This window comes from Streptomyces sp. NPDC036822, from assembly GCF_055609145.1.
In genome coordinates this window covers 190,543-215,213 of the sequence record NZ_JBVJPY010000008.1, presented here as the reverse complement: position 1 = coordinate 215,213, position 24,671 = coordinate 190,543, and the positions used below count along the sequence as shown (strand labels likewise).

Here is a 24,671-nt window from a genome sequence, read left to right as displayed (position 1 = left end):
AGGCGCGGCCCGGTCAGTCGGCCCGGCACCGGCGGATCCGATCGGATCCGCCGGTGCCGGGCCGCCTGGCTCAGCTCGCCGGGCCCGCCAGCACCGCGACCGGCTTCGCCAGGGGCGTGCCCGAGCCGTCGCGGCGCGGGTCGATCTCGGGGAGGTCGACCGGGGTACCGTTCTGCTGGGCCGCGCGCGCCGGGGCGCCTCCCGCCCAGCCGAGAAGCAGCACGTCCTCGCCCTTCAGGAACCGCTGGCAGCGCACACCACCGGTCGCGCGCCCCTTGCGCGGATACTGGTCGAACGGCGTCAGCTTCGCCGACGTGGCCGCCGAGCCGTCCAGCGTGCCGGTCGAGCCCGCGATCGTGAACACCACCGCGTCCGCCGCCGGATCCACCGCCGTGAAGGAGATCACCTCGGCGCCGGCCGTGAGCTTGACGCCCGCCATGCCGCCCGCCGGCCGCCCCTGGGGCCGCACCTGCGCGGCCTGGAAGCGCAGCAGCTGGGCGTCGGAGGTGATGAAGACCAGGTCCTCCTCGCCCGTTCGCAGCTCGGTCGCGCCGACGATCCGGTCACCCTCCTTGAGGGTGATGACCTCCAGCTCGTCCTTGTTCGCCGGATAGTCCGGCACCACGCGCTTCACCACGCCCTGCAGCGTGCCGATCGCCAGACCCGGCGAGGACTCGTCGAGCGTGGTCAGGCAGGCCACCGACTCGTCGTTCTCCAAGGTCAGGAACTCCGCCAGCGGTGCCCCGCCGGCCAAGTTCGGCGCGGCGTGGGTGTCGGGCAGCTGGGGCAGGTCGATCACCGCGAGCCGCAGCAGCCGCCCGGTCGAGGTCACCACGCCGACGTCGCCGCGCTGGGTCGCCGGCACGGCCGAGACGATCACGTCGTGCTTCGCGCGCCTGCCGTCCTCGGCGGCCGGCAGCTCCGCCGTCGCCGTACGGGCCAGCAACCCCGTCGAGGAGAGCAGCACCCGGCACGGGTCGTCCGCGACCTCCAGCGAGGTGGCGGCCACCGGGGCGCCCGCCGACTCCAGCAGGACCGTACGCCGGTCGGTGCCGAACTTCTTCGCCACCGAGGCCAGTTCGCCCGAGACCAGCTTGCGCAGCTCGGCGTCGGAGTCGAGGATCCCGGTCAGCTCGTCGATCTCGCCGTTGAGGCGGTCCCGCTCGCTCTCCAGCTCGATCCGGTCGAACCTGGTGAGCCGGCGCAGCGGGGTGTCCAGGATGTACTGCGTCTGGATCTCGCTCAGGGAGAAGTGCTCGATCAGGCGCTGCTTGGCCTCCGCCGAGTTCTCGCTGGAGCGGATGAGACGGATGACCTCGTCGATGTCGAGCAGCGCGACGAGCAGGCCCTCGACCAGGTGCAGCCGGTCGCGCTTCTTGCTCCGGCGGAACTCGGAGCGGCGGCGCACCACGGTGAACCGGTGGTCGAGATAGACCTCCAGCAGTTCCTTGAGGCCCAGCGTCAGCGGCTGGCCGTCGACCAGCGCCACGTTGTTGATGCCGAAGGACTCCTCCATCGGCGTCAGCTTGTAGAGCTGCTCCAGGACCGCCTCCGGCACGAAGCCGTTCTTGACCTCGATGACCAGACGGAGGCCGTGGCTGCGGTCGGTGAGGTCCTTGACGTCGGCGATGCCCTGGAGCTTCTTGGAGCCGACCAGGTCCTTGATCTTGGAGATGACCTTCTCGGGTCCCACCGTGAAGGGCAGTTCGGTGACGACGATGCCCTTGCGGCGGGCCGTCACGTTCTCCACGGTCGCGGTGGCGCGGATCTTGAACGTCCCGCGGCCGTTCTCGTACGCATCCTTGATGCCGGACAGGCCGACGATCCGGCCGCCGGTCGGCAGGTCGGGGCCGGGCACGAACCGCATGAGCGCCTCGAGATCGGCGTTCGGGTACCGGATGAGGTGCCGGGCGGCCGCGATCACCTCGCCGAGGTTGTGCGGCGGCATGTTGGTCGCCATGCCGACCGCGATGCCCGAGGCGCCGTTGACCAGCAGGTTCGGGTACGCCGCCGGGAGCGTGACCGGCTCCTGCTCCTGGCCGTCGTAGTTCGGGGAGAAGTCGACGGTGTCCTCGTCGATGGACTCCGTCATCAGCAGTGCGGCCGACGCCATCCGGGACTCGGTGTACCGCATGGCGGCCGGCGGGTCGTCGTTGCCCAGCGAACCGAAGTTGCCGTGGCCGTCCACGAGGGGGAGCCGCATGGAGAACGGCTGCGCCATCCGCACCATCGCGTCGTAGATCGACGCGTCGCCGTGGGGGTGCAGCTTGCCCATGACCTCGCCGACGACACGGGCGCACTTCACATAGCCGCGGTCGGGCCGCAGCCCCATCTCGTTCATCTGGTAGACGATGCGGCGCTGCACCGGCTTCATGCCGTCGCGGGCGTCCGGCAGCGCGCGGGAGTAGATCACCGAGTACGCGTACTCGAGGAAGGAGCCCTGCATCTCGTCGACGACGTCGATGTCGAGGATTCGCTCCTCGAACGCGTCGTCCGGCGGCGGTGTCTTCGTGCTGCGGCGGGCCATCGCGGCTGCGGCTCCTTCACCAACAAGGTTGATCTGACGCGGACCATTGTGGACCGTCCCACCGACAACGCCGACCGCGACCCGGGAATGGGTGGTTCCGCACCGCCTCCGGCCGCCCCTGGGCCGGACGCGACGCGTCCGCGACCCGGAAGAGGGAAGCCTCGAACCTGCGGGAACTTCGCGAGGTGTCGGTGCGCTTGCATACAGTGGCAGGACTTTTCCATATCGCGATCGAAGGGACGTACATGCCCATGGGTCACACGGCCACGGCCGAGGCCGGCTCCGGCGGCCTGACAGCGACCGAGCACCGGCTGGCCAACGGCCTGCGCGTGGTGCTCTCCGAGGACCACCTGACCCCGGTCGCCGCGGTCTGCCTCTGGTACGACGTCGGCTCGCGTCACGAGGTCGCGGGCCGCACCGGTCTCGCCCACCTCTTCGAGCACCTGATGTTCCAGGGGTCGAAGCAGGTCCACGGAAACGGTCATTTCGAGCTGGTCCAGGGAGCGGGCGGTTCGCTCAACGGCACGACGAGCTTCGAGCGCACCAACTACTTCGAGACGATGCCGACCCATCAGCTGGAGCTGGCCCTCTGGCTGGAGGCGGACCGCATGGGGTCGCTGCTGGCCGCCCTGGACGACGAGTCCATGGAGAACCAGCGCGACGTCGTCAAGAACGAGCGCCGCCAGCGGTACGACAACGTGCCCTACGGCACGGCCTTCGAGAAGCTGACCGCCCTCGCCTATCCCGAGGGGCACCCGTACCACCACACGCCGATCGGCTCCATGGCCGACCTGGACGCGGCCACGCTGGAGGACGCGCGGAGCTTCTTCCGTACGTACTACGCGCCGAACAACGCGGTCCTTTCGGTCGTCGGCGACATCGACCCGGAGCAGACCCTCGCCTGGATCGAGAAGTACTTCGGATCCATCCCGTCCCACGACGGCAAGCGGCCGCCGCGCGACGGCACGCTGCCCGACGTCATCGGGGAGCAGCTCCGCGAGGTCGTCGAGGAGGAGGTGCCGGCCCGCGCGCTGATGGCCGCCTACCGCCTCCCGCACGACGGCACCCGCGAGTGCGACGCCGCCGACCTGGCCCTCACCGTCCTCGGCGGCGGCGAGTCCTCCCGGCTCCACAACCGCCTGGTCCGTCGCGACCGCACGGCCGTCGCGGCCGGCTTCGGCCTGCTGCGCCTCGCCGGAGCGCCCTCGCTCGGCTGGCTCGACGTGAAGACCTCCGGTGGTGTGGAGGTGCCCGAGATCGAGACCGCCGTCGACGAGGAGCTGGCCCGCTTCGCCGCCGAGGGCCCCACGCCCGAGGAGATGGAGCGCGCCCAGGCGCAGTTGGAGCGCGAGTGGCTCGACCGGCTCGGCACGGTCGCCGGCCGCGCCGACGAACTGTGCCGCTTCGCCGTGCTGTTCGGCGACCCGCAGCTCGCCCTGACCGCCGTCAACCGGGTCCTGGACGTCACCGCCGACGAGGTGCGGGCGGTCGCCGCCGCCCGGCTGCGTCCCGACAACCGCGCGGTGCTGGTCTACGAACCGGTCACCGCCGAGCACGGCGACAGCGACAGCGAGAACGACGAGGAAGAGGGAGCGGACCAGTGAGCGACGCTGCCGCGGCTTTGACGAGCATGGAGTTCCACCCGCAGCCCCAGCCGGGCACCGCACGCCCCTGGGCCTTCCCGGCCCCGGAGCGGGGTGCGCTGGACAACGGCCTGACCGTGCTGCGCTGCCACCGTCCGGGCCAGCAGGTGGTGGCCGTCGAGATCTTCTTCGACGCCCCTCTGGAGGCCGAGCCCGAGGGCCTCGACGGCGTCGGCACGATCATGGCGCGGGCCCTCTCCGAGGGCACCGACAAGCACACGGCGGAGGAGTTCGCCGCCGAGCTGGAGCGCTGCGGCGCCACGCTCGACGCCCACGCCGACCACCCGGGCGTACGCGTCTCCCTCGAGGTCCCCGTCTCCCGGCTGCCCAAGGCGCTCGGCCTGCTCTCCGAGGCCCTGATCGCCCCGGCCTTCGACGACAGCGAGATCGAGCGCCTGGTGCGCAACCGGCTCGACGAGATCCCGCACGAGACGGCGAACCCGGCCCGCAGGGCGGCCAAGCAGCTCTCCAAGGAGCTGTTCCCGGCCGGCTCACGCATGTCCCGGCCGCGCCAGGGCACCGAGGAGACCGTCGCCGCGATCGACGCCACGGCCGTCCGAGCCTTCTTCACGGCGCACATCCGGCCCGCCACGGCCACCGCCGTGGTCGTGGGCGACCTGACCGACGTCGACCTGGACAAGGTCCTCGCCGAGACGCTCGGCGCGTGGACCGGCGACACCGCCGAGCCGCGCCCCGTCCCGCCGATCACGGCCGACGACACCGGCCGTGTGGTCATCGTGGACCGCCCCGGCGCGGTCCAGACGCAGCTGCTGATCGGCCGCGTCGGCGCCGACCGGCACGACCGCGTCTGGCCCGCCCAGGTCCTCGGCACGTACTGCCTCGGCGGCACCCTCACCTCCCGCCTGGACCGTGTCCTGCGCGAGGAGAAGGGCTACACCTACGGCGTCCGGTCCTTCGGGCAGGTGCTCCGTTCCGACGCCGAGGGCAACGGCGCCGCGATGCTCGCCATCAGCGGTTCGGTCGACACCCCCAACACCGGCCCGGCACTTGACGACCTGTGGAAGGTGCTGCGCACGCTCGCCGCAGAGGGACTGACCGACGCGGAGCGGGATGTGGCGGTGCAGAACCTGGTGGGTGTGGCGCCGCTCAAGTACGAGACCGCCGCCTCCGTCGCGGGGACGCTCGCCGACCAGGTCGAGCAGCACCTTCCGGACGATTTCCAGGCGCAGTTGTACGCGCGTCTGGCGGAGACGGGCACGGTGGAGGCGACGGCCGCGGTCGTCAACGCCTTCCCGGTGGACCGTCTGGTCACCGTGCTCGTGGGTGACGCGGCGCAGATCGAGGAGCCCGTGCGGGCGCTCGGCATCGGCGAAGTCACCGTCGTCACCGGCTGATCGAGGCGGAACACAGGCTGATCCAGGCGGAACACGCGCCACGGCGAGGACCCCGACGTCACCATACGTCGGGGCCCTCGCCTTTATTGATCTTTTGTCCGTATTGAGACGGAGAGTGGGTGTCTGCCCTGTGGCATGTCTTACAAACAGCCGAGTCCGTTTGCCGATTGAAAGACGGTCCGTTTAGCGTCAATCCGGCTGTTCGCCAGTTGCACCCGCCGCATCCGCGGCATCGGACAGTCATCGCCGAGTCCCCGTCAGGCGCGAGCCTGGGGAGCCGGGGACCCACACGAAGTCCCTGGGGTGAATCGGACGCCTTCGCATCCATGCGGAGGGGCCCGTAGGAGACCTTCCTGCTCCGAACCCGTCAGCTAACCCGGTAGGCGAGAAGGAAGGAAAGGATCAGCCACTACATGGCGTTCACCCGTGCCACCGGGAAGCATCGTGGTCCGAGCCGTCTGGCGCGCCGCAGCGCGGGCATCGCCGGCGTCGCGACCCTCGCCACCACCGGCGTCATCGGAACCCTCGCTTCCCCGGCGCTCGCCGCCGACACGGACACCCGCTCGCTCGAGGACACCGGCATGAACCAGGCCGTCGTCTCCGAGTCGCTGGCGGACCGGATCGACGTGCAGGCGGCCGCGCAGGAGCGGGAGGCCGTCGAGGCCATCGCGAAGGCGAAGGCCGAGGCCCGCGCCAAGGCGGAGGCGAAGCGCAAGGCCGAGGCCCGTGCCAAGGAGATCCGCGAGGCCAAGGAGCGCGCCGCCCGTGAGGCCGAGCGCAAGCGCCTGAACTCCTTCCAGCTCCCCGTGGCCGGCTCGTACGTCACCACCGGGTACCAGACCGGCGGCTCCCTGTGGTCCTCCGGCAGCCACTCCGGCGTCGACTTCCACGCCTCCTACGGCAGCGAGGTCGTCTCCGTCGGCTCCGGCACCGTGGTCGAGGCCGGCTGGGGTGGCGCGTACGGCAACAACATCGTCATCCGGATGAACGACGGCACGTACACCCAGTACGGGCACCTTTCGGCCATCAGTGTCTCGGTCGGCGAGTCCGTCACCCCGGGCGAGCGGATCGGCATCTCCGGCTCGACCGGCAACTCCACCGGCCCGCACCTGCACTTCGAGGCCCGCACGAGCGCCGAGTACGGCTCCGACATCAACCCGGTCGCGTACCTGCGCGCCCGCGGCGTGAACGTCTGACCCGTCCGCGTCCGGCGAACGCCCACGGGCCGCTCAAGGCCCGACGAAAAAGCCCCGGCTCGTACCGAGCCGGGGCTTTTTCGTCGGCCAAAAGATATCCATGGATCTCCGGTAGCCATCGGAAATACCGCCCCGCTGCAATAGAGTCACCGAAGAGTCGACGAACAGACGTCCATCGGATGGGTTTCGCGCGGAAAAGGCGGAGGTCGAACATGCGCATCCCGGCGCATTCGGTATGCACGGCGATTCGGGACGACATCGTCTCCGGTCTCTTCGAGCGCGGCAGCCGGCTGACCGAGGAGCAGCTGGCACGCCGTTACGGAGTCTCCCGCGTCCCGGTCCGTGAGGCGCTGCGCACCCTGGAGTCGGAGGGCTTCGTGGTCACCCGCCGGCACGCGGGCGCCCACGTGGCCGAGCCCACCGAGCAGGAGGCGGCGGACCTGCTGGACGTCCGGGCGCTCCTGGAGCCGCTGGGGGCCGCCCGCGCCGCCCAACGGCGCACGGACGCCCACCTCAAGGTGCTGCGCGGGCTGGTCAGGCTGGGTCAGGAGCGTGCCCGCCGCGGCCAGGGCGACGACCTGCGCTCCTTGGGCGGCTGGTTCCACGAGACCCTCGCGCAGGCGTCCGGCAGCCCGGCGCTCACGGCGCTGCTCACGCAACTGCGGCACAAGATCGCCTGGATGTACGCGATCGAGCCGGCCGCGCAGCCGGTCGAGGCCTGGGCCGAGCACGGGGCGATCGTCGACGCGGTCGCCCGCGGTGACGCCGAGCGGGCCCGCGCCCTCACGGCGCTGCACGCCGAACGTTCGCTCGTCCTGTACCGGCCGAAGCGGCCCGAGCGCGGCCGTGTGAGGGCTTCGCAACATGTCGTAAACACCGCGAGCATCCGGAATTAACGACCGGGCCGTATACAAAGAGAAGTAATGGGGTGGTGGAATTCTGCTGCCCGGAAATGCGGGGCCCGGAAAAGCCTCTCGCGTGATTTCCGTCGACGGGGCGCCGCGTCGGCGGGCTCGAGAATCCAGGCTGCCCGGAATCCTTTCCCCTGGAATCCCGCAGCCCGGGGCATCGGCCTCCCCGGGTCCTCGCCGTCGGAAGGCGCGAGCCGAACCGGACGCGCGCAGCCGAACCGGACGCGCGAGCCGGCCGGGCGTGAGAGTGGGTCGGACGCGTGAGCCGGCGGACGCGTGCGCCGCCCCGGCCGTGCGCGCTGCCGGGTGGTGGCCGCGTCCCGCCCCCCGGCAGACGCGAAAGAGCCGCGTCCGCCGGGGGGCGGGACGCGGCTCCTTCGTGAGGTGATGTCAGACGGTCTCGGGCAGCTCTTCGAGACCTTCGGCAACCAGCTTGGCGAGACGGTCCAGCGCGGCCTCGGCACCCTCGGCGTCCGAAGCGAGCACGATCTCCTCGCCGCCCTGCGCGCCCAGGCCGAGCACCGCGAGCATCGACGCGGCGTTCACCGGGTTTCCATCGGCCTTGGCGATCGTCACGGGGACGCCGGAGGCCGTGGTGGCACGGACGAAGATGGAGGCGGGGCGGGCGTGCAGGCCCTCGGCCCAGCCGACGTTGACGCGGCGCTCAGCCATGGTGTTGCCCTTCAAGTCTTAGCGGGTTGTCTAGACCAGTCTCTCATGTGTTGCGATGTGCTCGTGCCTGCCCGCGGCCCGGCGGAACGGCCCTCCGGCCCTCCTACCTTGCACGGCCCGCGCGGGGCACGCACGCCGTGCGCGACCGGTGCCACTGTCGTACCCCGGCCGTACGCTTGCCCCATGCAGAGCGCGTCGGAACAGCCGGACCCGGCCCAGCCGGAACACGCCTACCCGGACCACTGGGAAGCGGACGTGGTCCTCCGCGACGGCGGCACCGCACGCATCCGGCCCATCACCGTCGACGACGCCGACAGACTGGTCAGCTTCTACGAACAGGTCTCGGACGAGTCGAAGTACTACCGCTTCTTCGCGCCCTACCCGCGCCTGTCCGCCAAGGACGTCCACCGTTTCACCCATCACGACTACGTGGACAGGGTCGGACTCGCCGCGACCGTCGGCGGCGAGTTCATCGCCACCGTGCGGTACGACCGCATCGACGCCCGCGGCCTGCCCGCCTCGGCCCCCGCCGACGAGGCCGAGGTCGCCTTCCTCGTCCAGGACGCGCACCAGGGCAGGGGCGTCGCCTCCGCCCTGCTCGAACACATCGCCGCGGTGGCGCGGGAGCGGGACATCCGACGGTTCGCCGCAGAGGTGCTCCCCGCCAACAACAAGATGATCAAGGTGTTCACGGACGCCGGGTACACCCAGAAGCGCAGCTTCGAGGACGGGGCCGTGCGCCTCCATCTCGACCTGGAGCCCACCGACCGCTCGCTCGCCGTCCAGCTGGCCCGGGAGCAGCGCGCCGAGGCCCGCTCCGTGCAGCGGCTGCTCACCCCCGGCTCGGTCGCCGTCGTCGGCGCAGGCCGCACCCCGGGCGGCGTCGGACGGACCGTGCTGCGCAACCTCCTCGACGCCGGCTACACCGGGCGGACATACGCCGTGAACCGGGCCCTCGACCAGGGGGCGACCGCGCTCGACGGCGTGCCGGCCTTCCGCTCCGTCGCGGACATCGGGGAGCCGGTCGACCTGGCCGTCCTGGCGGTCCCCGCCGAACGGGTGCCGGAGGCGGTCGCCGACTGCGGCGAACACGGGGTGCGCGGCCTGGTGGTCCTCAGCGCGGGATACGCCGAGACCGGGACGGAGGCGGGACGGGACCGCCAGCGCGCACTGGTCCGGCAGGCCCGCTCGTACGGCATGCGGATCATCGGGCCCAACGCCTTCGGGATCATCAACACCTCGGACGGCGCCCGGCTGAACGCCTCGCTCGCGCCGCAGATGCCCGCGGCCGGGCGGATCGGCCTGTTCACCCAGTCCGGGGCCATCGGCATCGCCCTCCTCGCCGGACTCCACCGCCGGGGCGCCGGTCTCTCCTCCTTCATCTCGGCGGGCAACCGGGCCGACGTCTCCGGCAACGACCTCCTCCAGCACTGGTACGACCACCCGGCGACGGACGTCGTCCTGCTGTACCTGGAGTCGATCGGCAATCCCCGGAAGTTCACCCGGCTCGCGCGGCGCACCGCGGCGGTCAAGCCGGTCGTCGTGGTCAAGGGAGCCCGGCACAGCGGCAGCGCGCCGCCCGGCCACCGCGTGCCGGTCACCCGGATCCCGCACGCCACCGTCTCCGCGCTGCTCCGGCAGGCCGGGGTCATCCGCGTCGACACGGTCACCGAACTCGTCGACGCGGGCCTGCTCCTCGCCGGCCAGCCCCTGCCGACCGGACCGCGCGTGGCGATCCTCGGCAACTCCGAGTCCCTCGGGCTGCTGACCTACGACGCCTGTCTCACCGAGGGCCTGCGGCCGCTGCGCCCCCTCGACCTCACGACGGCGGCGAGCCCGGCGGACTTCCGCGAGGCGCTCGCGGCGGCGCTCGTGGACGAGACCAGCGACGCGGTCGTCGTGACGGCGATCCCCTGGGTCGGCGAGACCGGAGCCGTCGAATCCGGAGACGGGGAGGTCCTCGCGGCCTACCTCCGTGAGGCCGTGGCCTCCGCCCCCGCCCCGGCGAAGCCCGTGGTCGTGGTGCACGTCGAGATGGGCGGCCTGGCGGAGGCTCTTTCGGCGGCGACGAGCACCCGACCGGCGACGCCGACGCGGAGCACCGGCCCGGCCCCCGCCGGCCCGCCCGCCCCGTCCGCCACGCCGCCCGGGCCCTCCACCCCGCCCGCCGGCCCCTCCGCGACCCCGGGCGCCACGCCCACGGCCCCCACCAGTCCGACCGCCACCAGGCCCATCCCTCCCATGCCGCCCATGCCTCCCGTCCCTCCTGTGCCTCCCACGGCACCCGGCGCCGCCGCGCCCGGCCTTCCCGGGGCGCCCCGGGGAAGCGGCTGGGGTGCAACAGCCACGCCCACGGCCCCCGCCCGCTTCGACGCGGCAGCGGGCCGGAACGCAGCGGTGGTGCCCGGCGGTGACGCCGACGGGACGCCGCCCCCGCCCACCCGCTTCGGGGCCACGACGGGCGGCGGGCCCTCGGGGGCCGACCCCGTCGGCGGGGCCGAGGCCGGCGAGCCCGCCGCGCCGGCCCGGGTCAGCGGGCACATCCCCGCCTACCCCGCCGCCGAGCGGGCCGTGCGCGCCCTGGCCGAGGCCGTGCGCTACGGACAGTGGCGGCGCCAGTCCGCGGAGCCGGGGCGGGTGCCGGAGTACGAGGACATCGACGAGGCGGGGGCCGCCGCCCGCATCGAGCGGTCGCTCGGAGAGGACGTGGACACCCGGGGCGTCACCCTCGGCAGCGACGAGGCCGGCGAGCTGCTCGCGCGGTACGGCATCACCGTGCTGCCGACCCTGCCCGCGCCCACCCCCGGCGCCGCGGTCGCGGCCGCCGGCCGCCTCGGCTACCCCGTCGCCCTCAAGACGACCGCGCCCCATCTGCGCCACCGCCCCGATCTCGGGGGCGTACGGCTCGACCTCGCCACCGAGGAACAACTCCGTGCCGCCTACGGCGAAGTGACCGACACCCTCGGCAAGCCGGAGGAGCTCCATCCGGTCGTCCAGGCGATGGTTCCGCGCGGAGTCGACACCGTCGTCCGGGCCGCCATCGACCCGGCCGTCGGCGCCGTCCTCTCCTTCGGACTCGCCGGAGCCGCCTCCGAGCTGCTCGGCGACATGTCCCACCGGCTCGTCCCCGCCACCGACCGGGACGCCGCCGAGCTCGTACGGTCCATCCGCACCGCCCCCCTCCTCTTCGGCTGGCGCGGCTCGGACCCCGTCGACACTCCCGCCCTGGAGGAGCTGCTGCTGCGGGTCTCCCGGCTCGTCGACGACCACCCCGAGGTCGTCGCGATCACCCTGGAGCCCGTCGTCGTGGCCTCGCGCGGCCTGTCCGTCCTCGGCGCCACGGTCCGCCTCGCACCGCCCCCGCCCCGCACCGACCTCGGACCGCGTCGCCTGCCGAGCTACTGAAGCCGCCCCGCGCCCCGGCCCCGGCGGCCGACGCGTCCCGGAGCGCCCCTTCCGACGGATTAGGATGGAGTCCATGGCGAAGACCGGTACGACGACCCAGGGGCTGCGCGCGGCGATCGAGCGCAGCGGCTATTACCCGGCCCTCGTGGCCGAGGCGGTGGAGGCCGCCGTCGGTGGCGAGGCGATCGCGTCGTACGTGGTGCACCAGGAGACCACGTTCGACACCAACGAGGTCCGCCGCCATGTCACGGTTCTCGTCCTGACGGCCACCCGTTTCGTCGTCAGCCACACCGACGAGCAGGCCGCCGACACCAGCTCCCCGACGCCGTACGCCACCACGTCCACGGAGTCGGTCAAGCTCGACCGGATCTCCTCCGTCGTCGTCAGCCGCGTCGTCGCCAACCCGGAGTCGTACACGCCCGGCACGCTGCCTCGCGAGGTCGTCCTCACCATCGGCTGGGGCGCCGTCTCCCGGATCGACCTGGAGCCCGCCGCCTGCGGCGATCCCAACTGCGACGCCGACCACGGCTACACCGGCAACGCCACCGCGGACGACCTCAGCCTCCGCGTCAGCGACGCGGGCGACGGCCCGGACACGGTCCGCCAGACCCTCGCGTTCGCGCAGTCGCTCTCCGAAGCCACCGCGGCGACCCGCTGATGGTCCAGCCCTCCACGGTCACCTCGGGCTGGCCCGACGAACCGGTGGGACTCGCGCCGGAATCCGCGCCCGTCCCGGAGTACGGCTTCGGCTCGCTCGCCGACCTCCTGCCGACCCTCGTCGCCGGACAGGGCGCCCCCGGCTTCGACGCCCGGATCGCCGAACTCTCCCCGGCCGACCGGAACTGCGTCTTCCTGATCGACGGGCTCGGCTGGGAGCAGATCCGGTCGCATCCCGACGAGGCCCCGTACCTCACCTCGCTGCTCGCCACCTCGCGCGGCGGCACCGGACGACCGATCACCGCGGGCTTCCCCGCCACCACCGCGACCTCGCTCGCCTCGGTCGGCACCGGGCGGGCCCCCGGTGCGCACGGCCTGCCGGGCTACACCGTCCGCGACCCCGTCACCGGCGAGCTGATGAACCAGCTGCGGTGGAAGCCGTGGACGCCGCCCCACGTCTGGCAGCCGTACCCCACGATCTTCCAGCTCGCCCATGAGGCCGGGATCCACACCGCCCAGGTCTCGTCGCCGATCTTCCAGGACACCCCGCTCACCAAGATCGCTCTGAGTGGCGGGGCGTTCCACGGCCGGCTCACCGGCGAGGAGCGCATGGACTTCGCCGCCGAGCAGCTCGCCGCCGGCGACCGCTCGCTGGTCTACACGTACTACAGCGAGCTCGACGGCGCCGGACACCGCTTCGGCGTCGACTCCGACGCCTGGCGCGGCCAGCTGATGTTCGTCGACCGGCTCGTCCAGCGCCTCGCCGAACAGCTGCCGTCCCACTCCGCGCTGTACGTCACGGCGGACCACGGCATGGTCGACATCCCGTTCGACGAGCAGTCCCGGATCGACTTCGACGAGGACTGGGAGCTGAGCGCCGGCGTCGCCCTGCTCGGCGGCGAGGGCCGCGCCCGTCACGTCTACGCCGTGCCGGGCGCCGAGACCGACGTCCTGACCTGCTGGCGCGAGGTGCTCGGCGAGCAGTTCTGGGTGGCGAGCAGGGACGAGGCCATCGCGCTGGGCTGGTTCGGCGACACGGTCGACGAGCGGGTGTACGGGAGGATCGGCGACGTGGTCGCCGCGGCCCATGACGACGTCGTCATCACCGCCTCCGTCAAGGAACCGCACGAGTCGGCGATGGTCGGCGTGCACGGGTCCATGACGCCCGCGGAGCAGTTCGTCCCGCTCCTCGAAGTCCGTTCCTGAACTCCCGGTACCCCCCCCGTTCCTGCCCGAAAGGCCTCAACCTGCCATGCCCGAGCTGGTGTTCTTCTCCGGAACCATGGACTGCGGAAAGAGCACGCTGGCGCTCCAGATCGGGCACAACCGTTCCGCCCGCGGGCTCCAGGGCGTGATCTTCACCCGCGACGACCGCGCGGGCGAGGGCAAGCTCTCCTCGCGCCTGGGCCTGGTGACGGAGGCGGTCGAGGCCGGCGAGGGCATGGACCTGTACGCGTACCTCGTGGAGCAGATGTCCAAGGGCGGCAGGGCGGACTACGTGATCGTGGACGAGGCCCAGTTCCTCGCCCCGGATCAGATCGACCAGCTGGCCCGGATCGTCGACGACCTCGGCATGGACGTCTTCGCCTTCGGCATCACGACGGACTTCCGGACGAAGCTGTTCCCTGGCTCGCAGCGGCTGATCGAACTCGCCGACCGGATCGAGCAGCTGCAGGTGGAGGCCCTGTGCTGGTGCGGGGCGCGGGCCACGCACAACGCCCGCACGGTGGGCGGAGAGATGGTCGTGGAAGGCGAGCAGGTCGTCGTCGGGGACGTGAACCGTCCGGCCGAGGAGATCGGCTACGAGGTCCTGTGCCGTCGCCACCACCGCCGTCACATGACCAGCGCGTCGGCCCGGGCGGGCGCCCTGTCCCCGGACGTCCTCCCCGTCAACCACTCCTGACGGCATACGCCGGCTCCTCGCCCCGTGCGGGGGAGGAGCCGAAGCCCGGCCGCGGAGCCGGTCGTTCCGCGCGGTCTGCTGCCGCCGGGGCCGCTTCCGTCAGGCCTGCTTCTGCTCGGCCTGCTTCTCCTTGAGGCGCACGGTCTCCTTGCGGACCTCGGCCTGGGTGGCGCGCTCCTTCTGCAGCCAGTCGGGGTTCTCCGTCTTCAGCTCCTCGATCTGCTCCGTGGTGAGGGGCTCGGTCACCCCGCCGCGCGCGAGACCCGAGATGGAGATGCCGAGCTTCGCCGCGACCACCGGCCGGGGGTGCGGACCGCTGCGGCGCAGCTCCCGCAGCCACTCGGGCGGATCGGTCTGCAGCGCACTCAGCTCGGCGCGGGAGACGACGCCCTCCTGGAACTCGGCGGGGGTGGCCTCGAGGTACACACCCAGCTTCTTGGCCGCCGTGGCGGGCTTCATCGTCTGGGCGCTCTGGTGCGACTTCATGAGGTCAAGGGTATCGAGCATGTGCGCTACCTCCGACCACGACCGGTAACCTGGCGGGGTGACAGGCTCGGAAGAAACCCCCTCGTTCCGGCTCGCGTACGTTCCCGGGGTGACGCCCGGCAAGTGGGTGCGGATCTGGAACGAGCGCCTGCCCGACGTCCCGCTGCACCTCGTGCCCGTGTCCGCCGGCGAGGCACCCGCCGTGCTGCGGGCGGCCGGGGCCGACGCCGGTTTCGTCCGGCTGCCGATCGACCGGATCGACCTCAGCGCGATCCCGCTCTACACCGAGACGACCGTGGTCGTGGTGCCCAAGGACCACCTCGTGGCCGCGGCGGACGAGGTGACGGTCGAGGACCTGGCCGACGACATCGTGCTGCACCCCCTTGACGACACCCTGGACTGGGAGGCCCTGCCGGGGCGCCCGGCGATCGAGCGCCCCGCCACCACGGCCGACGCCGTCGAGCTGGTGGCGGCGGGAGTCGGGGTCCTCGTCGTGCCCCAGTCGCTCGCCCGCCTGCACCACCGCAAGGACCTCACCTACCGGACGGTGACGGGCGCCCCCGCATCACGCGTCGCGCTGTCGTGGCGGGAGGAGGCCACCACCGACCTGGTGGAGGACTTCATCGGGATCGTCCGGGGCCGGACCGTCAACAGCACGCGCGGTCGCGCCGGAGCCCCGGCGGACGCCAAGGCGAAGGACAAGCGTCCGGAGAAGGGCGGCGGCGCACGCCAGAAGCCCGCCGGAGCCAGGACGGCCGGCACGTCGGCGGGCAGGACGGCGGGCAAGACCACCCGGAGCCGCTCCGGCGGCGCCGCCGGAACGGCCAAGCGCGGCAAGCCCCGCCGCCGGTCGTAGCCTCCGCACGCCCGCCGCGGCCTCACGCCGGCACGCCCGGCGCGGCCTCACGCCCGCACGCCCGGCGCGGCCTCACGCCCGCACGCCCGCCGCAGCCTCACGCCGGCATGCGCCACACCCCACACCCGGACCCGTACGCACGCAGGGGAGTACAAGCCCGGGCCGGCCTCGGAGATGCCCCCACGAGCCCTGACGAGAGAAGCGGCGGCGCGCGGCACCTCCCATTCATCTCGGGTGTACCCGGGCCTCGTCTGCCGATCGGATGCGGGTCGCCCGGCTCGGCGGTAATGGCTGTCGGCCCGTGACGGGAACCCCGGGCCCCGCGCATCCGCGCGCCGCGTGACACACCCGGAGGACGCGTGCCCCCTGCTGCCGAGACCGTGCCCGCCCCGAGGCGGGGCATGCGGACCGTGGGCGACCCGCCCGGCTCGGCGGCCGGCGCGTCCGGCGAGCCGCCCGGCGGCCCCCGGTCGTGGACGGCCCGTGCCCGGCGCAGCGTCCGTCTGCGAGCGGCCGCCCTCGCGGCCCTGCTCACCTGCCTCGTCTTCTGCCTCGGCGGAGCTCTGGCCGGCAGCCTTCCCTTCGGGCCCACCACCCGCAACACCGTCGACCTCGGCCAGCAGTACCTCCCGTACCACGCCTACTGGCGCAGGCTCCTGGTCGGCGAGGCCGAGGGCGATCTGTTCCTGAACTGGAGCTCCGGCTTCGGCTCGAACTTCCTCGGCGACTACGGCACCTATCTCTCCAGCCCGTTCGACCTGATCGTCGTCCTGTTCCCGGCCGACCGGATCGAGCTGGCCCTCTACGTCATCACCGCCGCCAAGATCACCGCCGCGGGTGCGGCGATGGCGGTCCTGCTGCTGCGGCTGCGCCGCGGCCCCTGGCCGGTGGCCGCCGTGCTGGGAACGGCGTACGCGCTCTGCGGCTGGACGCTCAACTTCGCCGCCACCGTGCCGATGTGGCTGGACGGACTGCTGGCCTTCCCCCTGCTGTGCCTCGTGGGCGAATGGGCCCGCGCAGGGCGTCGCCCGGTCCTCGGCCCGCTCGTCGTGGCCCTCGCGTGGTACGCCAACTTCTACACCGCCTACATGGCGACCGTCGGCGCGGCCGTCGTCCTCGCCGTCCGGCTGCTCACCGCCGACGACACCGGGCGCCGGCGCCTCGCCGGACTGCTGCGCGCAGCCCGCGCGGTGCTGGTGGGCATCGGCCTCGCGACCCCGCTCGTCCTGGTGATCTTCATGGCCACCCGGGTCGCCGACCCGACCCCCGAGGTGACCTTCACCTCCGTCACCTGGACGGAGGTGTTCGCCCGGCTGCTGCCGGCCACGGCGAGCGTCGCGTCCCCGGCCCTCTTCATCGGCACCCCGGCCCTCGCGCTGGCCCTGACGCTGCCCTTCAACGGCGCCCTCGCCCCCCGGGTCCGTATCGCCTGGACGGCCGCGGTCTGTCTGGTGGCCCTGTCGATGCAGTGGGGTCCCACCCACCTCCTGTGGCACGCCGGAGCCTCGCCCAACGGGATTCCGTACCGTCAGTCCTTCGTCCTCTGCGGCCTCCTGCTGATCGCGGCCTGGCTCTCCACGGCCCGGGGCCTGCCCCGCCTGCCGGCGTTGCTCGGCGCCGGAACCCTGCTCGGCGCGACGGCCTTCGCGGCCCGGGGGAGCGTGGTCATCGACCGGTGGACCTATCCGGCGTTCGGCGCCGCCCTGGCCGCCGCCGCGCTCGCCGCCACGGCCGTGCTCGCCGCCCGGCGGTACGGCGTCGGCGCTCGCGTCCTGCCGGCCCTGGCCGTCGGCCTGCTCGTCCTCGCCCAGGCCGGCGAGACCGCGATCACCGGCGGCAGGGTCGAGCGGCAGCAGCTCAGCAAGGTCTCCTGGGCGCCACCCCTCGGCCCCTGGCACACGGACATGGCACGGGCGACGGAGGCGGCGAACGCCTGGCCGCGGCACCGCACGGATCCCGGTGAGGTGCCGGGCGGCAACGACGTCCTCCTCGTCGGAGGGCAGGGCGCCGACTACTACAGCAGCCTGACGGCGGACGTCTCCTCCCGGACGCTCGCCTCCCTCGGCTTCGGCCACTACGCCAAGGGGCGCCACCCGGTCAGCCTGGACAACCCGGTGACGGACGCGATCTTCTCGATCGGCACCCGGATGCGTTCGGCACCCACCGCGCCCGTCCGGACCGACAGGCCGCCCCGGGCCGCGATCACCACCACCGACACGCCCGTACCGCCCTTGGTCACCGTTCACGACGACGACCGGCCTCCGACGCCCGGACCGGACCTCGCCTCCTCCCTCCGCACCGATCCCCCCGGCGGCGACGCGCCCCCCGACGGCGTCTCTGCCTTCGCCCGTCAGGAGGCGCTGCTGGGCGCCGACGTCTACGACGAGCCGGCCGCTGTCCGGCGGGCGGGCCCGAGCGGCGCGGCGGAGGGCCGGCTCACCCTCACGGCCGTCTGCCCCGCCGGCGCGCAGCTCTGGTTCTGGGCCCCTCGTCACCGGGGCATGGCGGCCCTCGCCGGGCAACCGCCCGTGGTCTTCGCCGGCAAGCTCCCCTCCGTCCTCGCCCCCATGCAGCCGCTCGGCACCGTCCCCGCGTCCGGTGCGGTACGTATCGAGGTGCGTGCCGCCGCCGGGACGCCGGCACTGCCGTCGCGGCCGGTCGGCTGTCTCGTACGGGACCGGCTGGACACCGCCGTCCGGCACCTGACCGCGACCGGTGCGACCGAGGTGCGGGCCACCGGCCACGCCCTCACCGCCGAACTGCCGGCCGGCAGCACCGGGACCGCCGTCGTCGCCGTGCCGCGTATCTCCGGCTGGCGGTGCGCGGCGGGCGACGAGGAGCTCGCGCCGGCCCGCAGCCGTGGGGGCCTGATCGCCGTACCGCTCGACGGCACGGCCACCTCGATCCACTGCTCCTTCCGGCCGCCGGGGCTGCGTGCCGGCGGCGCGACCGGTGCCGTCGCACTCGTGTGCCTGCTGGCGATCGCATTCCGGCACCGGTTTCTCGGCAGGACGAGAAGAGTTCATCCGGAATGCACATCGGCCTCGTCCGACCGGAATTGAGCGTCGATACGCTGCCGCCTGATCGTCCCCTCCCGGCGCGCGAACGCCGGGCGAGGACGCCGAATCGTCGCCCTGTGTGAGCGTTGGGATCCCGAGTGCCGAAACTGTCCGTCATCGTGCCGCTCCACAATGTCGGGATCTACGCCCCCGACACCATGCGCAGCCTCGCCGCCAACGCGGACCCGGAATTCGAGTTCCTGCTGATCGACGACCATTCGTCGGACGACACGCCGTACGTTCTCGACAGCTGGAAGAGCCGGATTCCGCACACCACCGTCATTCGCCACGAGACCAATCTCGGCGTGGCGCAGGCACGCAACACCGGCCTGGACGCGGCGACCGGCGACTACGTGACCTTCCTCGACGGCGACGACTGGTACGCCCCCGGACACCTGCGCGCCATGGTCGACGGCATCGAGGCACTGGGCTGCGACTTCGCCCGTACCGACCACGTGCAGTCGACCGGCACGTCCCGCAGCGTCCGCTACGCGCCGGCCAAGCGGCGGGACACGGTGATGGACCCGCGGGACGGCATCGCCCCGGCGAACATGGTGACGATGGTGGACTATCCCTTCGTGCCGTTCGGCATCTACGCCGGACATCTCTTCGCCGACGGCGCCTCACGTTTCGAGACGACCCTGCGCACTGCCGAGGACCGGCTGTGGATCTGGCGGCTCCACCTGAAAGCGACGTCCTACGCCGCGCTCAGCACGCACGGAGTCTTCTACCGCCGAGGTGTCACCACCTCTCTGACGCAGATCACCGACAACCGGCAGCTCGACTTCATCCCCTCGTACGATCTGCTGCTCGAGGAAGTCTCCCGTGATGCCGAGGCGGACCGCTTTCTCCCGAAAGCCGTCCGCACCTACTGCGCCATGATCGCCTTTCATATGGGAAAGGCCGACCGGTACGAATCCGCGGTCGCCAAACGACTCAAGCGGAACGTGACGGACGCCCTGCGCCGCATGCCCCAGCAGGTGCTCGACGAGACCCTGGCGACGATGGACACCGCGCGCAGCACCCTGCTCCGCGGTCTGTGCGCCACCGGAAGGACCGCCTGACCATGCAGACGCGCGCCCCCGGGACGCCCGCCGCCGACCGGCCCGTCCAGATCTTCCAGGTGTCCACGCTGTACGGTGCCGCCACCGTCGCCGCCGCCCTCGACGCGGGGCGCTTCGGCGCCCCCGACGACGCCCGGCGGCTCCTGCTGGTGTCGAACAACGCGGAGATCCCGGAGACCGCCCTGCGGCTGGAGGAGATGACCGGCTACGACCGGATCGCCGCCCGCTTCGACGGCACGATCGACTGGAACGATGCGATCCGCCCCCACCACCCCGGCACCTGGGCGCCCCGCCCCGAAGAGGCCCCCTTGTGGCAGCGGGTGTTCCGTACCGCCTGGGGGCTGGGCGGCGCACCGGTCCACCTCGTCGTCGAGTCCATCCAGGTCAATCCGGCCAAGGCGCTCGCCGCCGTCTTCGCCGAGAGCGGTGTGGACGTCTACGCGGACGGCCTGATGAGCTACGGACCCACCCGCGACGAACTCCCGCAGTCGATCGGCTGCCGTGTCCGGCGGCTGCTCCACCTCGACCTCGTACCGGGCCTGCGCCCCCTGCTGCTCGCCGAGACCGGAGTCGAACCCGAGCTGGTGCCCGACGACGCCTTCCGCGCGGTGCTCGCGGAGATCGCCGCGGCGGCCGACGGCGACCGGGTGGTGGCCGAGGCGGTCGAGGCCGCGCCGACCGCCGTGCTGCTCGGTCAGTACCTCGCCGCCCTCGGCATCCTCACCCCGGACGAGGAGGAGGACCTGCACGTCCGCATAGTCCGGGGCGCCGCGGCCGCCGGGCACCGGTCGATCGTCTTCAAGCCGCACCCGACCGCCCCCGCCCGCTACTCCCTGGCCCTGCGCGAGGCCGCCGAGGCCGCCGGGGTGCGGCTCACCGTCCTGGACGGTCCGCTGCTCGCCGAGACCTTCTACGAGCGCTGCCGGCCCCGCCTCGTCGTGGGCTGCTTCTCCACGGCGATGCTCACCGCCGCCGTCTACTTCGACGTCCCCGTCGCCCGGGTCGGCACGGGCACGGTCCTGGAGCGGCTCACCCCGTACGAGAACAGCAACCGCGTGCCGCTGACCGTCGTGGACCACGTCGTGCCCGACCTGGAGACCGGCGCGGCCCCCGCCGTACCCGGGCCGGCGCCGGACACCCTTGGCCCGCTCGTCAGGGCCGTCGGCTACTGCATGCAGCCGCGGCTGCACCCCCGGCTGCGCGACGAGACAGCGGCGCTGCTCGCGGACGGTCTGCTCACCGAGCGGTACGTACGGCGGGAGCGGCTGACCGAGCTGGGCCTGCCGGGTGGCGACCCGCGGCGACGCGCGTCGCGGCTGCGCCGCGGACCGGTCCGCGGCGGACGCTGAGCCGAGGGTCCACCCCCGGGGGTCAGCCGCTCGTCGAGTGGACGATCGTGAAGACGGCGCCCTCCGGGTCCGCCACCTCGGCGAGGCGCCCGTCCGCCCCGTCGCCGGGCGGCCGCAGGACGCGACCGCCCAGCTCCGGGACCAGCGCGGCGGCGGCGTCGGTGTCGGCCACCTCGAAGTACGTCATCCAGTGCGCGCCCCGGTCCCGGGGCAGTCCGCCGCCGAGCCCGCGCACGGCGGCGACCGGGCGGCCCTGCCGACGGAGGGTCAGGGAGTCGGGTTCGTCGGAGACGGACGGCTCGATGTCGTAGCCGAAGACCGTGCGGTAGAACTTCCCGACCATGGACGTCTCGTAGGTCAACAGCTCGTTCCAGACCGGGGTGCCGGGCCGGCCGGCGGTCGTCGTGCCGGTGTGCAGTCCGGCCTGCCAGACGCCGAAGATCGCCCCGGCCGGGTCCGAGCAGATCACCATGCGGCCGGCCTCGCCCGCGTCGAGCGGGCCGACCGCGACCGTCCCGCCGCAGCAGCGGATGGACTCCGCCGTCTCGTCGGCGTCGTCCGACGCCAGATAGGTGGTCCAGGCGACCGGCAGATGCCGGTCGGGAGGCAGCTGGCCGATACCCGCCACCTCCCTGCCGTCGAGCAGAGCACGCACGTACGGGCCGAGCTGCTGCGGGCCGGGGACGAACTCCCAGCCGAAGAGGGCGTTGTAGAACTCCTGTGTCGCGTCAAGCCCGTGCACCATCAAGCTCACCCAACAGGGTGTACCGGGTGTGTGCCGGGTCGCCTCGGTCATCGTCACTCTCTCCTCGGACCATCGTCGTGGCCGTGCGGGGGGACAAGGCGTCCGGGCGAGCTGGTACGGGGCCGTGGGGCCCCGGGCACGGGGTCCGTAGCGGTTCCGTGCGTGCCGTCCGCCTGCCGTCTTCGCGCCTCGCTCGCGCGCCCCGTGCAGATGCTCGCACCACCGGGCACGGCCCGCGCCCCGGCCGCGCCGGGTTTGGCGCGATCCCGCAGGAGGATGCCTGGTTCGTCGTTTCCGATTCGTGTGCCGTTCCTAGGCCATCCGTGTCGCCGTCACGGTTGCGCGAGGATGGCACCCATGAAGCCCATCATCTCCGCAAGCGAACTCGTGAGCGAGTCGGTCGGGGCCCGGCCCCCCGTCCTGTTGGACGTCCGCTGGCAGCTGGGCGGACCGCCCGGGCTGCCCGCGTACGAGGCCGGCCACCTCCCCGGAGCGGTCTACGTCGATCTGGACACCGAGCTGGCCGGCCCGCCCGGGGCCGGCGGCCGGCATCCGCTGCCGGACCTGGAGGCCTTCGGCGCGGCCATGCGCCGGGCGGGCGTCTCGGCGGACACCCCGGTGGTGGTCTACGACGGCGGCCTCGGGTGGGGCGCGGCCCGCGCGTGGTGGCTGCTGCGCTGGACCGGCCACCCGGACGTGCGGGTGCTGGACGGCGGGCTCACGGCGTGGACGGGGGAGCTGTCCCGCCGGACGCCGACGCCGGAGCCGGGGGACTTCGTGCCGGTCCCGGGCGCGGACGGTCTGCTCGACGCGGACGGCGCGGCGGCGCTGGCCCGCTCGGGGCTGCTGCTCGACGCGCGGGCGGCGGAGCGCTACCGCGGGGAGGTGGAGCCGATCGACCCCGTCGGCGGGCACATCCCCGGCGCTGTCTCGGCTCCGACGACCGAGAACGTGGCCGAGGACGGGCGCTTCCTGCCGGCCAAGGAGCTGGCCGCCCGCTTCTCGGCCCTCGGTGCGACGGACGGCACCCCCGTCGCCGTCTACTGCGGCTCGGGCGTCTCCGGCGCCCACGAAGTCCTGGCCCTGGAGATCGCGGGCGTCCAGGCGGCTCTCTATGCCGGCTCCTGGTCGGAGTGGTCCGCCGACCCCACCCGCCCCGTCGCCAAGGGGCCGGACCCGCAATAGGGGGCCCGGCGTCTGCGCGGAGGCCGGGGGCCAGGCCCGCGGTGGGTGTCCGGAACCGCGGCGCCTTGGGCGAGGCCGGGTCGGCGGTGCCCTCCCGCGAGGCCGGGCCCCGCGGCCCGCGGCACCTCCGAGGGGCGGGCATGCGAGCGGGCCCCCACCGTGGGTGGGGGCCCGCTCGTGGCCGTCAGTCCTGCTTCTTCCTCCGCGTGCCGAAGACGATCTCGTCCCAGCTCGGCACCGCCGCCCGGCGGCCCGGGCGGACGCCGTCCGCTTCGGCCTGGCGGTCGGTCGTGCCCGTCAGACGGTCGCGGTGCCCCGAGACCGCGCGCGGCATCAGCACGTCGGCGTAGGCCGAGCCCGCTCCGGCGGACGCGGCGGGGGCCGGGGGCTCCTCCGCGTCGGGCTCCTCGGCGATCTCGGTGTCCGTCGGTTCCGGCACGATCATGTCGCCCCGGAAGCTCGGCACCGCCTCCAGCAGACTCGTCAGGGAGTCCCGCTCCTCTTCCGGCTCCGCAGCGGGAAGCGCGGCGCCGGGGCGTTCCAGCTGACGGTCCAGTGCACGGTCGAGCGGCCTGTCGCGGGGCAGCCGGGCGATCCTCGGCACGAACGGGAAGCTCGGCTCCGGCGCCGCGGCGATCGTGTCGTCCGTCTCGCCGATGAGCGCGCGCGCCTCGTCGTCCACGGCCTGGACGAGCCGCCTGGGCGGGTCGTACGTCCAGCTCGCGGTGTGCACCTCGCCCGCCACGCGGTAGACGAGCAGGACCTCCCACGTGCCGTCGTCACGGCGCCAGGAGTCCCACTGCACGGTGTCCTTCTCGGCGCCGCGCAGCAGCAGCCGCTCCTGCACCGCCTCGCCGAGCTGCGGGCCGGTGTTCTCACCGGGCCGGCGTACGGGAGTCTTGCGGGCCCGCTCGGCCATGAACGCGCGCTCCGCGAGCACCGGGCCCTCGAAGCGCCGTACGCGGTCGACCGGAATTCCGGCGAGCTGGGCGACTTCCTCCGCCGACGCACCGGCACGTATACGCGCCTGGATGTCACGGGGGCGGAGGTGGCTCTCCACCTCGATCTCGATCTGGCCGAGCCGCGCGCGGTCGTTGCGCACGGCGGCGCGCAGCCGCTCGTCGATCGGAAGCGTGTACTCCGTGCTGTCAGCAGCCTTCAGCACCAGTCGTGTGCCGTCGTTGGAGACGGCCACGACACGCAGTTCGGGCATGGGGACCTCCCGGGTGGTGCCTGCCGACGTCACGTGCGTCGCTGCTTCCGCTAGTCGAGTGTGGCCTGCCCGGGTGCAGCCTGCCACAACCTTGCCGAGTTGCCCGGCGTGTCGGGCATGGACCCTGGAACGCCGTTATGGCACGGTTACCTGTTTGCAACGCAGAGTGACCGGTGGTCACGCTGTGCATCGGGCGTCCGTGCGGTGCCACGGCGCCGCCGGTTCGAGTGCCGCCGTCGGCTCCCTCCCGTTGACTCCGAGCACCCACGTGGGAGCCCGGACCCAGGGCTCGCCACAGTACTCCATTCGGGCCACCTGGGTGGACCGGCACGCCGCCCAACTTCTCCGGAGGTACGGGAGTTGAGTCTCCGTGCTCGCGGCGTTCACGTGGCGCTCTTCACAGAAAACCCAGAAACGGAACTATTCACTTCGCCCATTTGTCCTT

18 protein-coding genes and 1 riboswitch are annotated in these 24,671 nt (G+C 73.0%); of the genes, 13 read left to right on the top strand and 5 right to left on the bottom strand.

Annotated elements, in window-relative coordinates; translation table 11 throughout:
* Nucleotides 1-70: 70 nt before the first annotated feature.
* Nucleotides 71-2,527 (bottom strand): DNA gyrase/topoisomerase IV subunit A, encoded by a 2,457-nt coding sequence (locus ACZ68P_RS20525; RefSeq protein WP_471008044.1) that lies wholly within the window; start codon nt 2,525-2,527, stop codon nt 71-73.
* 245 nt (nt 2,528-2,772) lie between these two features.
* Here ACZ68P_RS20525 and ACZ68P_RS20520 point away from each other — a divergent pair, with 245 nt between their 5' ends.
* The 4 genes from ACZ68P_RS20520 (at nt 2,773) to ACZ68P_RS20505 (ending at nt 7,617) form a co-directional block, all read left to right on the top strand.
* Complete coding sequence (locus ACZ68P_RS20520; protein WP_471008041.1) at nt 2,773-4,131, top strand: M16 family metallopeptidase; 1,359 nt, start codon at nt 2,773-2,775, stop codon at nt 4,129-4,131.
* A 26-nt stretch (nt 4,132-4,157) separates the two neighbouring features.
* Complete coding sequence (locus tag ACZ68P_RS20515; protein ID WP_471008236.1) at nt 4,158-5,525, top strand: M16 family metallopeptidase; 1,368 nt, start codon at nt 4,158-4,160, stop codon at nt 5,523-5,525.
* Between the two features lie 234 nt (nt 5,526-5,759).
* Nucleotides 5,760-5,925, top strand: a riboswitch (cyclic di-AMP (ydaO/yuaA leader).
* Nucleotides 5,926-5,938: 13 nt separating this feature from the next.
* The gene (locus ACZ68P_RS20510; RefSeq protein ID WP_471008038.1) at nt 5,939-6,721 is read left to right on the top strand and encodes a M23 family metallopeptidase; all 783 of its coding nucleotides are present in this window, start codon (nt 5,939-5,941) and stop codon (nt 6,719-6,721) included.
* A 212-nt stretch (nt 6,722-6,933) separates the two neighbouring features.
* Nucleotides 6,934-7,617 (top strand): GntR family transcriptional regulator, encoded by a 684-nt coding sequence (locus ACZ68P_RS20505; RefSeq protein ID WP_471008035.1) that lies wholly within the window; start codon nt 6,934-6,936, stop codon nt 7,615-7,617.
* A gap of 405 nt (nt 7,618-8,022) precedes the next feature.
* Here the strand turns inward: ACZ68P_RS20505 and ACZ68P_RS20500 are convergent, their stop codons facing one another.
* The gene (locus ACZ68P_RS20500) at nt 8,023-8,304 is read right to left on the bottom strand and encodes an HPr family phosphocarrier protein (protein ID WP_048477591.1); all 282 of its coding nucleotides are present in this window, start codon (nt 8,302-8,304) and stop codon (nt 8,023-8,025) included.
* Nucleotides 8,305-8,487: 183 nt separating this feature from the next.
* Here ACZ68P_RS20500 and ACZ68P_RS20495 point away from each other — a divergent pair, with 183 nt between their 5' ends.
* The 4 genes from ACZ68P_RS20495 (at nt 8,488) to ACZ68P_RS20480 (ending at nt 14,269) form a co-directional block, all read left to right on the top strand.
* Nucleotides 8,488-11,709: a bifunctional acetate--CoA ligase family protein/GNAT family N-acetyltransferase gene (locus ACZ68P_RS20495; RefSeq protein ID WP_471008031.1), complete on the top strand. Its 3,222-nt coding sequence runs from the start codon at nt 8,488-8,490 to the stop codon at nt 11,707-11,709.
* 73 nt (nt 11,710-11,782) lie between these two features.
* Nucleotides 11,783-12,367, top strand: a complete 585-nt coding sequence (locus ACZ68P_RS20490) for a DUF5998 family protein (RefSeq protein ID WP_471008027.1) — start codon at nt 11,783-11,785, stop codon at nt 12,365-12,367.
* Nucleotides 12,367-13,572, top strand: a complete 1,206-nt coding sequence (locus ACZ68P_RS20485; RefSeq protein WP_471008025.1) for an alkaline phosphatase family protein — start codon at nt 12,367-12,369, stop codon at nt 13,570-13,572. The genes ACZ68P_RS20490 and ACZ68P_RS20485 overlap by 1 nt, the downstream gene beginning before the upstream one ends.
* A gap of 46 nt (nt 13,573-13,618) precedes the next feature.
* Complete coding sequence (locus ACZ68P_RS20480; protein WP_471008023.1) at nt 13,619-14,269, top strand: thymidine kinase; 651 nt, start codon at nt 13,619-13,621, stop codon at nt 14,267-14,269.
* 99 nt (nt 14,270-14,368) lie between these two features.
* Here the strand turns inward: ACZ68P_RS20480 and ACZ68P_RS20475 are convergent, their stop codons facing one another.
* Nucleotides 14,369-14,755 carry a DUF5997 family protein gene (locus ACZ68P_RS20475; protein ID WP_471008020.1) on the bottom strand — a complete coding sequence of 129 codons (387 nt, stop codon included), beginning with the start codon at nt 14,753-14,755 and terminating at the stop codon, nt 14,369-14,371.
* Between the two features lie 58 nt (nt 14,756-14,813).
* Between ACZ68P_RS20475 and ACZ68P_RS20470 the strand changes: the two genes are divergently transcribed.
* The 4 genes from ACZ68P_RS20470 (at nt 14,814) to ACZ68P_RS20455 (ending at nt 21,083) form a co-directional block, all read left to right on the top strand.
* Nucleotides 14,814-15,611, top strand: a complete 798-nt coding sequence (locus tag ACZ68P_RS20470; RefSeq protein ID WP_471008017.1) for a LysR substrate-binding domain-containing protein — start codon at nt 14,814-14,816, stop codon at nt 15,609-15,611.
* A gap of 359 nt (nt 15,612-15,970) precedes the next feature.
* Entirely contained in the window at nt 15,971-18,673 is a 2,703-nt protein-coding gene (locus ACZ68P_RS20465) for a YfhO family protein (RefSeq protein WP_471008014.1), read from the top strand.
* Between the two features lie 95 nt (nt 18,674-18,768).
* Complete coding sequence (locus ACZ68P_RS20460) at nt 18,769-19,734, top strand: glycosyltransferase family 2 protein (RefSeq protein WP_471008012.1); 966 nt, start codon at nt 18,769-18,771, stop codon at nt 19,732-19,734.
* Between the two features lie 2 nt (nt 19,735-19,736).
* Nucleotides 19,737-21,083: a polysialyltransferase family glycosyltransferase gene (locus ACZ68P_RS20455; RefSeq protein ID WP_471008010.1), complete on the top strand. Its 1,347-nt coding sequence runs from the start codon at nt 19,737-19,739 to the stop codon at nt 21,081-21,083.
* Between the two features lie 22 nt (nt 21,084-21,105).
* On the opposite strand, the gene ACZ68P_RS20450 is transcribed toward ACZ68P_RS20455, so the two are convergent.
* Nucleotides 21,106-21,879: a VOC family protein gene (locus ACZ68P_RS20450; RefSeq protein WP_471008008.1), complete on the bottom strand. Its 774-nt coding sequence runs from the start codon at nt 21,877-21,879 to the stop codon at nt 21,106-21,108.
* 306 nt (nt 21,880-22,185) lie between these two features.
* Here ACZ68P_RS20450 and ACZ68P_RS20445 point away from each other — a divergent pair, with 306 nt between their 5' ends.
* Nucleotides 22,186-23,013 (top strand): sulfurtransferase, encoded by an 828-nt coding sequence (locus ACZ68P_RS20445; protein ID WP_471008007.1) that lies wholly within the window; start codon nt 22,186-22,188, stop codon nt 23,011-23,013.
* A 184-nt stretch (nt 23,014-23,197) separates the two neighbouring features.
* Here ACZ68P_RS20445 and sepH read toward each other — a convergent pair whose 3' ends face one another.
* Nucleotides 23,198-24,259, bottom strand: a complete 1,062-nt coding sequence (sepH, locus tag ACZ68P_RS20440) for a septation protein SepH (RefSeq protein ID WP_471008006.1) — start codon at nt 24,257-24,259, stop codon at nt 23,198-23,200.
* Nucleotides 24,260-24,671 lie beyond the last annotated feature (412 nt).

What these genes read in the sequence shown, in the direction of transcription:
- ACZ68P_RS20525 (WP_471008044.1), bottom strand. Translation starts at nt 2,527, where the DNA reads ATGGCCCGCCGCAGCACGAAGACACCGCCGCCGGACGACGCGTTCGAG.
- ACZ68P_RS20520 (WP_471008041.1), top strand. Translation starts at nt 2,773, where the DNA reads ATGCCCATGGGTCACACGGCCACGGCCGAGGCCGGCTCCGGCGGCCTG.
- ACZ68P_RS20515 (WP_471008236.1), top strand. Translation starts at nt 4,158, where the DNA reads ATGGAGTTCCACCCGCAGCCCCAGCCGGGCACCGCACGCCCCTGGGCC.
- ACZ68P_RS20510 (WP_471008038.1), top strand. Translation starts at nt 5,939, where the DNA reads ATGGCGTTCACCCGTGCCACCGGGAAGCATCGTGGTCCGAGCCGTCTG.
- ACZ68P_RS20505 (WP_471008035.1), top strand. Translation starts at nt 6,934, where the DNA reads ATGCGCATCCCGGCGCATTCGGTATGCACGGCGATTCGGGACGACATC.
- ACZ68P_RS20500 (WP_048477591.1), bottom strand. Translation starts at nt 8,304, where the DNA reads ATGGCTGAGCGCCGCGTCAACGTCGGCTGGGCCGAGGGCCTGCACGCC.
- ACZ68P_RS20495 (WP_471008031.1), top strand. Translation starts at nt 8,488, where the DNA reads ATGCAGAGCGCGTCGGAACAGCCGGACCCGGCCCAGCCGGAACACGCC.
- ACZ68P_RS20490 (WP_471008027.1), top strand. Translation starts at nt 11,783, where the DNA reads ATGGCGAAGACCGGTACGACGACCCAGGGGCTGCGCGCGGCGATCGAG.
- ACZ68P_RS20485 (WP_471008025.1), top strand. Translation starts at nt 12,367, where the DNA reads ATGGTCCAGCCCTCCACGGTCACCTCGGGCTGGCCCGACGAACCGGTG.
- ACZ68P_RS20480 (WP_471008023.1), top strand. Translation starts at nt 13,619, where the DNA reads ATGCCCGAGCTGGTGTTCTTCTCCGGAACCATGGACTGCGGAAAGAGC.
- ACZ68P_RS20475 (WP_471008020.1), bottom strand. Translation starts at nt 14,755, where the DNA reads ATGAAGTCGCACCAGAGCGCCCAGACGATGAAGCCCGCCACGGCGGCC.
- ACZ68P_RS20455 (WP_471008010.1), top strand. Translation starts at nt 19,737, where the DNA reads ATGCAGACGCGCGCCCCCGGGACGCCCGCCGCCGACCGGCCCGTCCAG.
- ACZ68P_RS20450 (WP_471008008.1), bottom strand. Translation starts at nt 21,879, where the DNA reads ATGACCGAGGCGACCCGGCACACACCCGGTACACCCTGTTGGGTGAGC.
- ACZ68P_RS20445 (WP_471008007.1), top strand. Translation starts at nt 22,186, where the DNA reads ATGAAGCCCATCATCTCCGCAAGCGAACTCGTGAGCGAGTCGGTCGGG.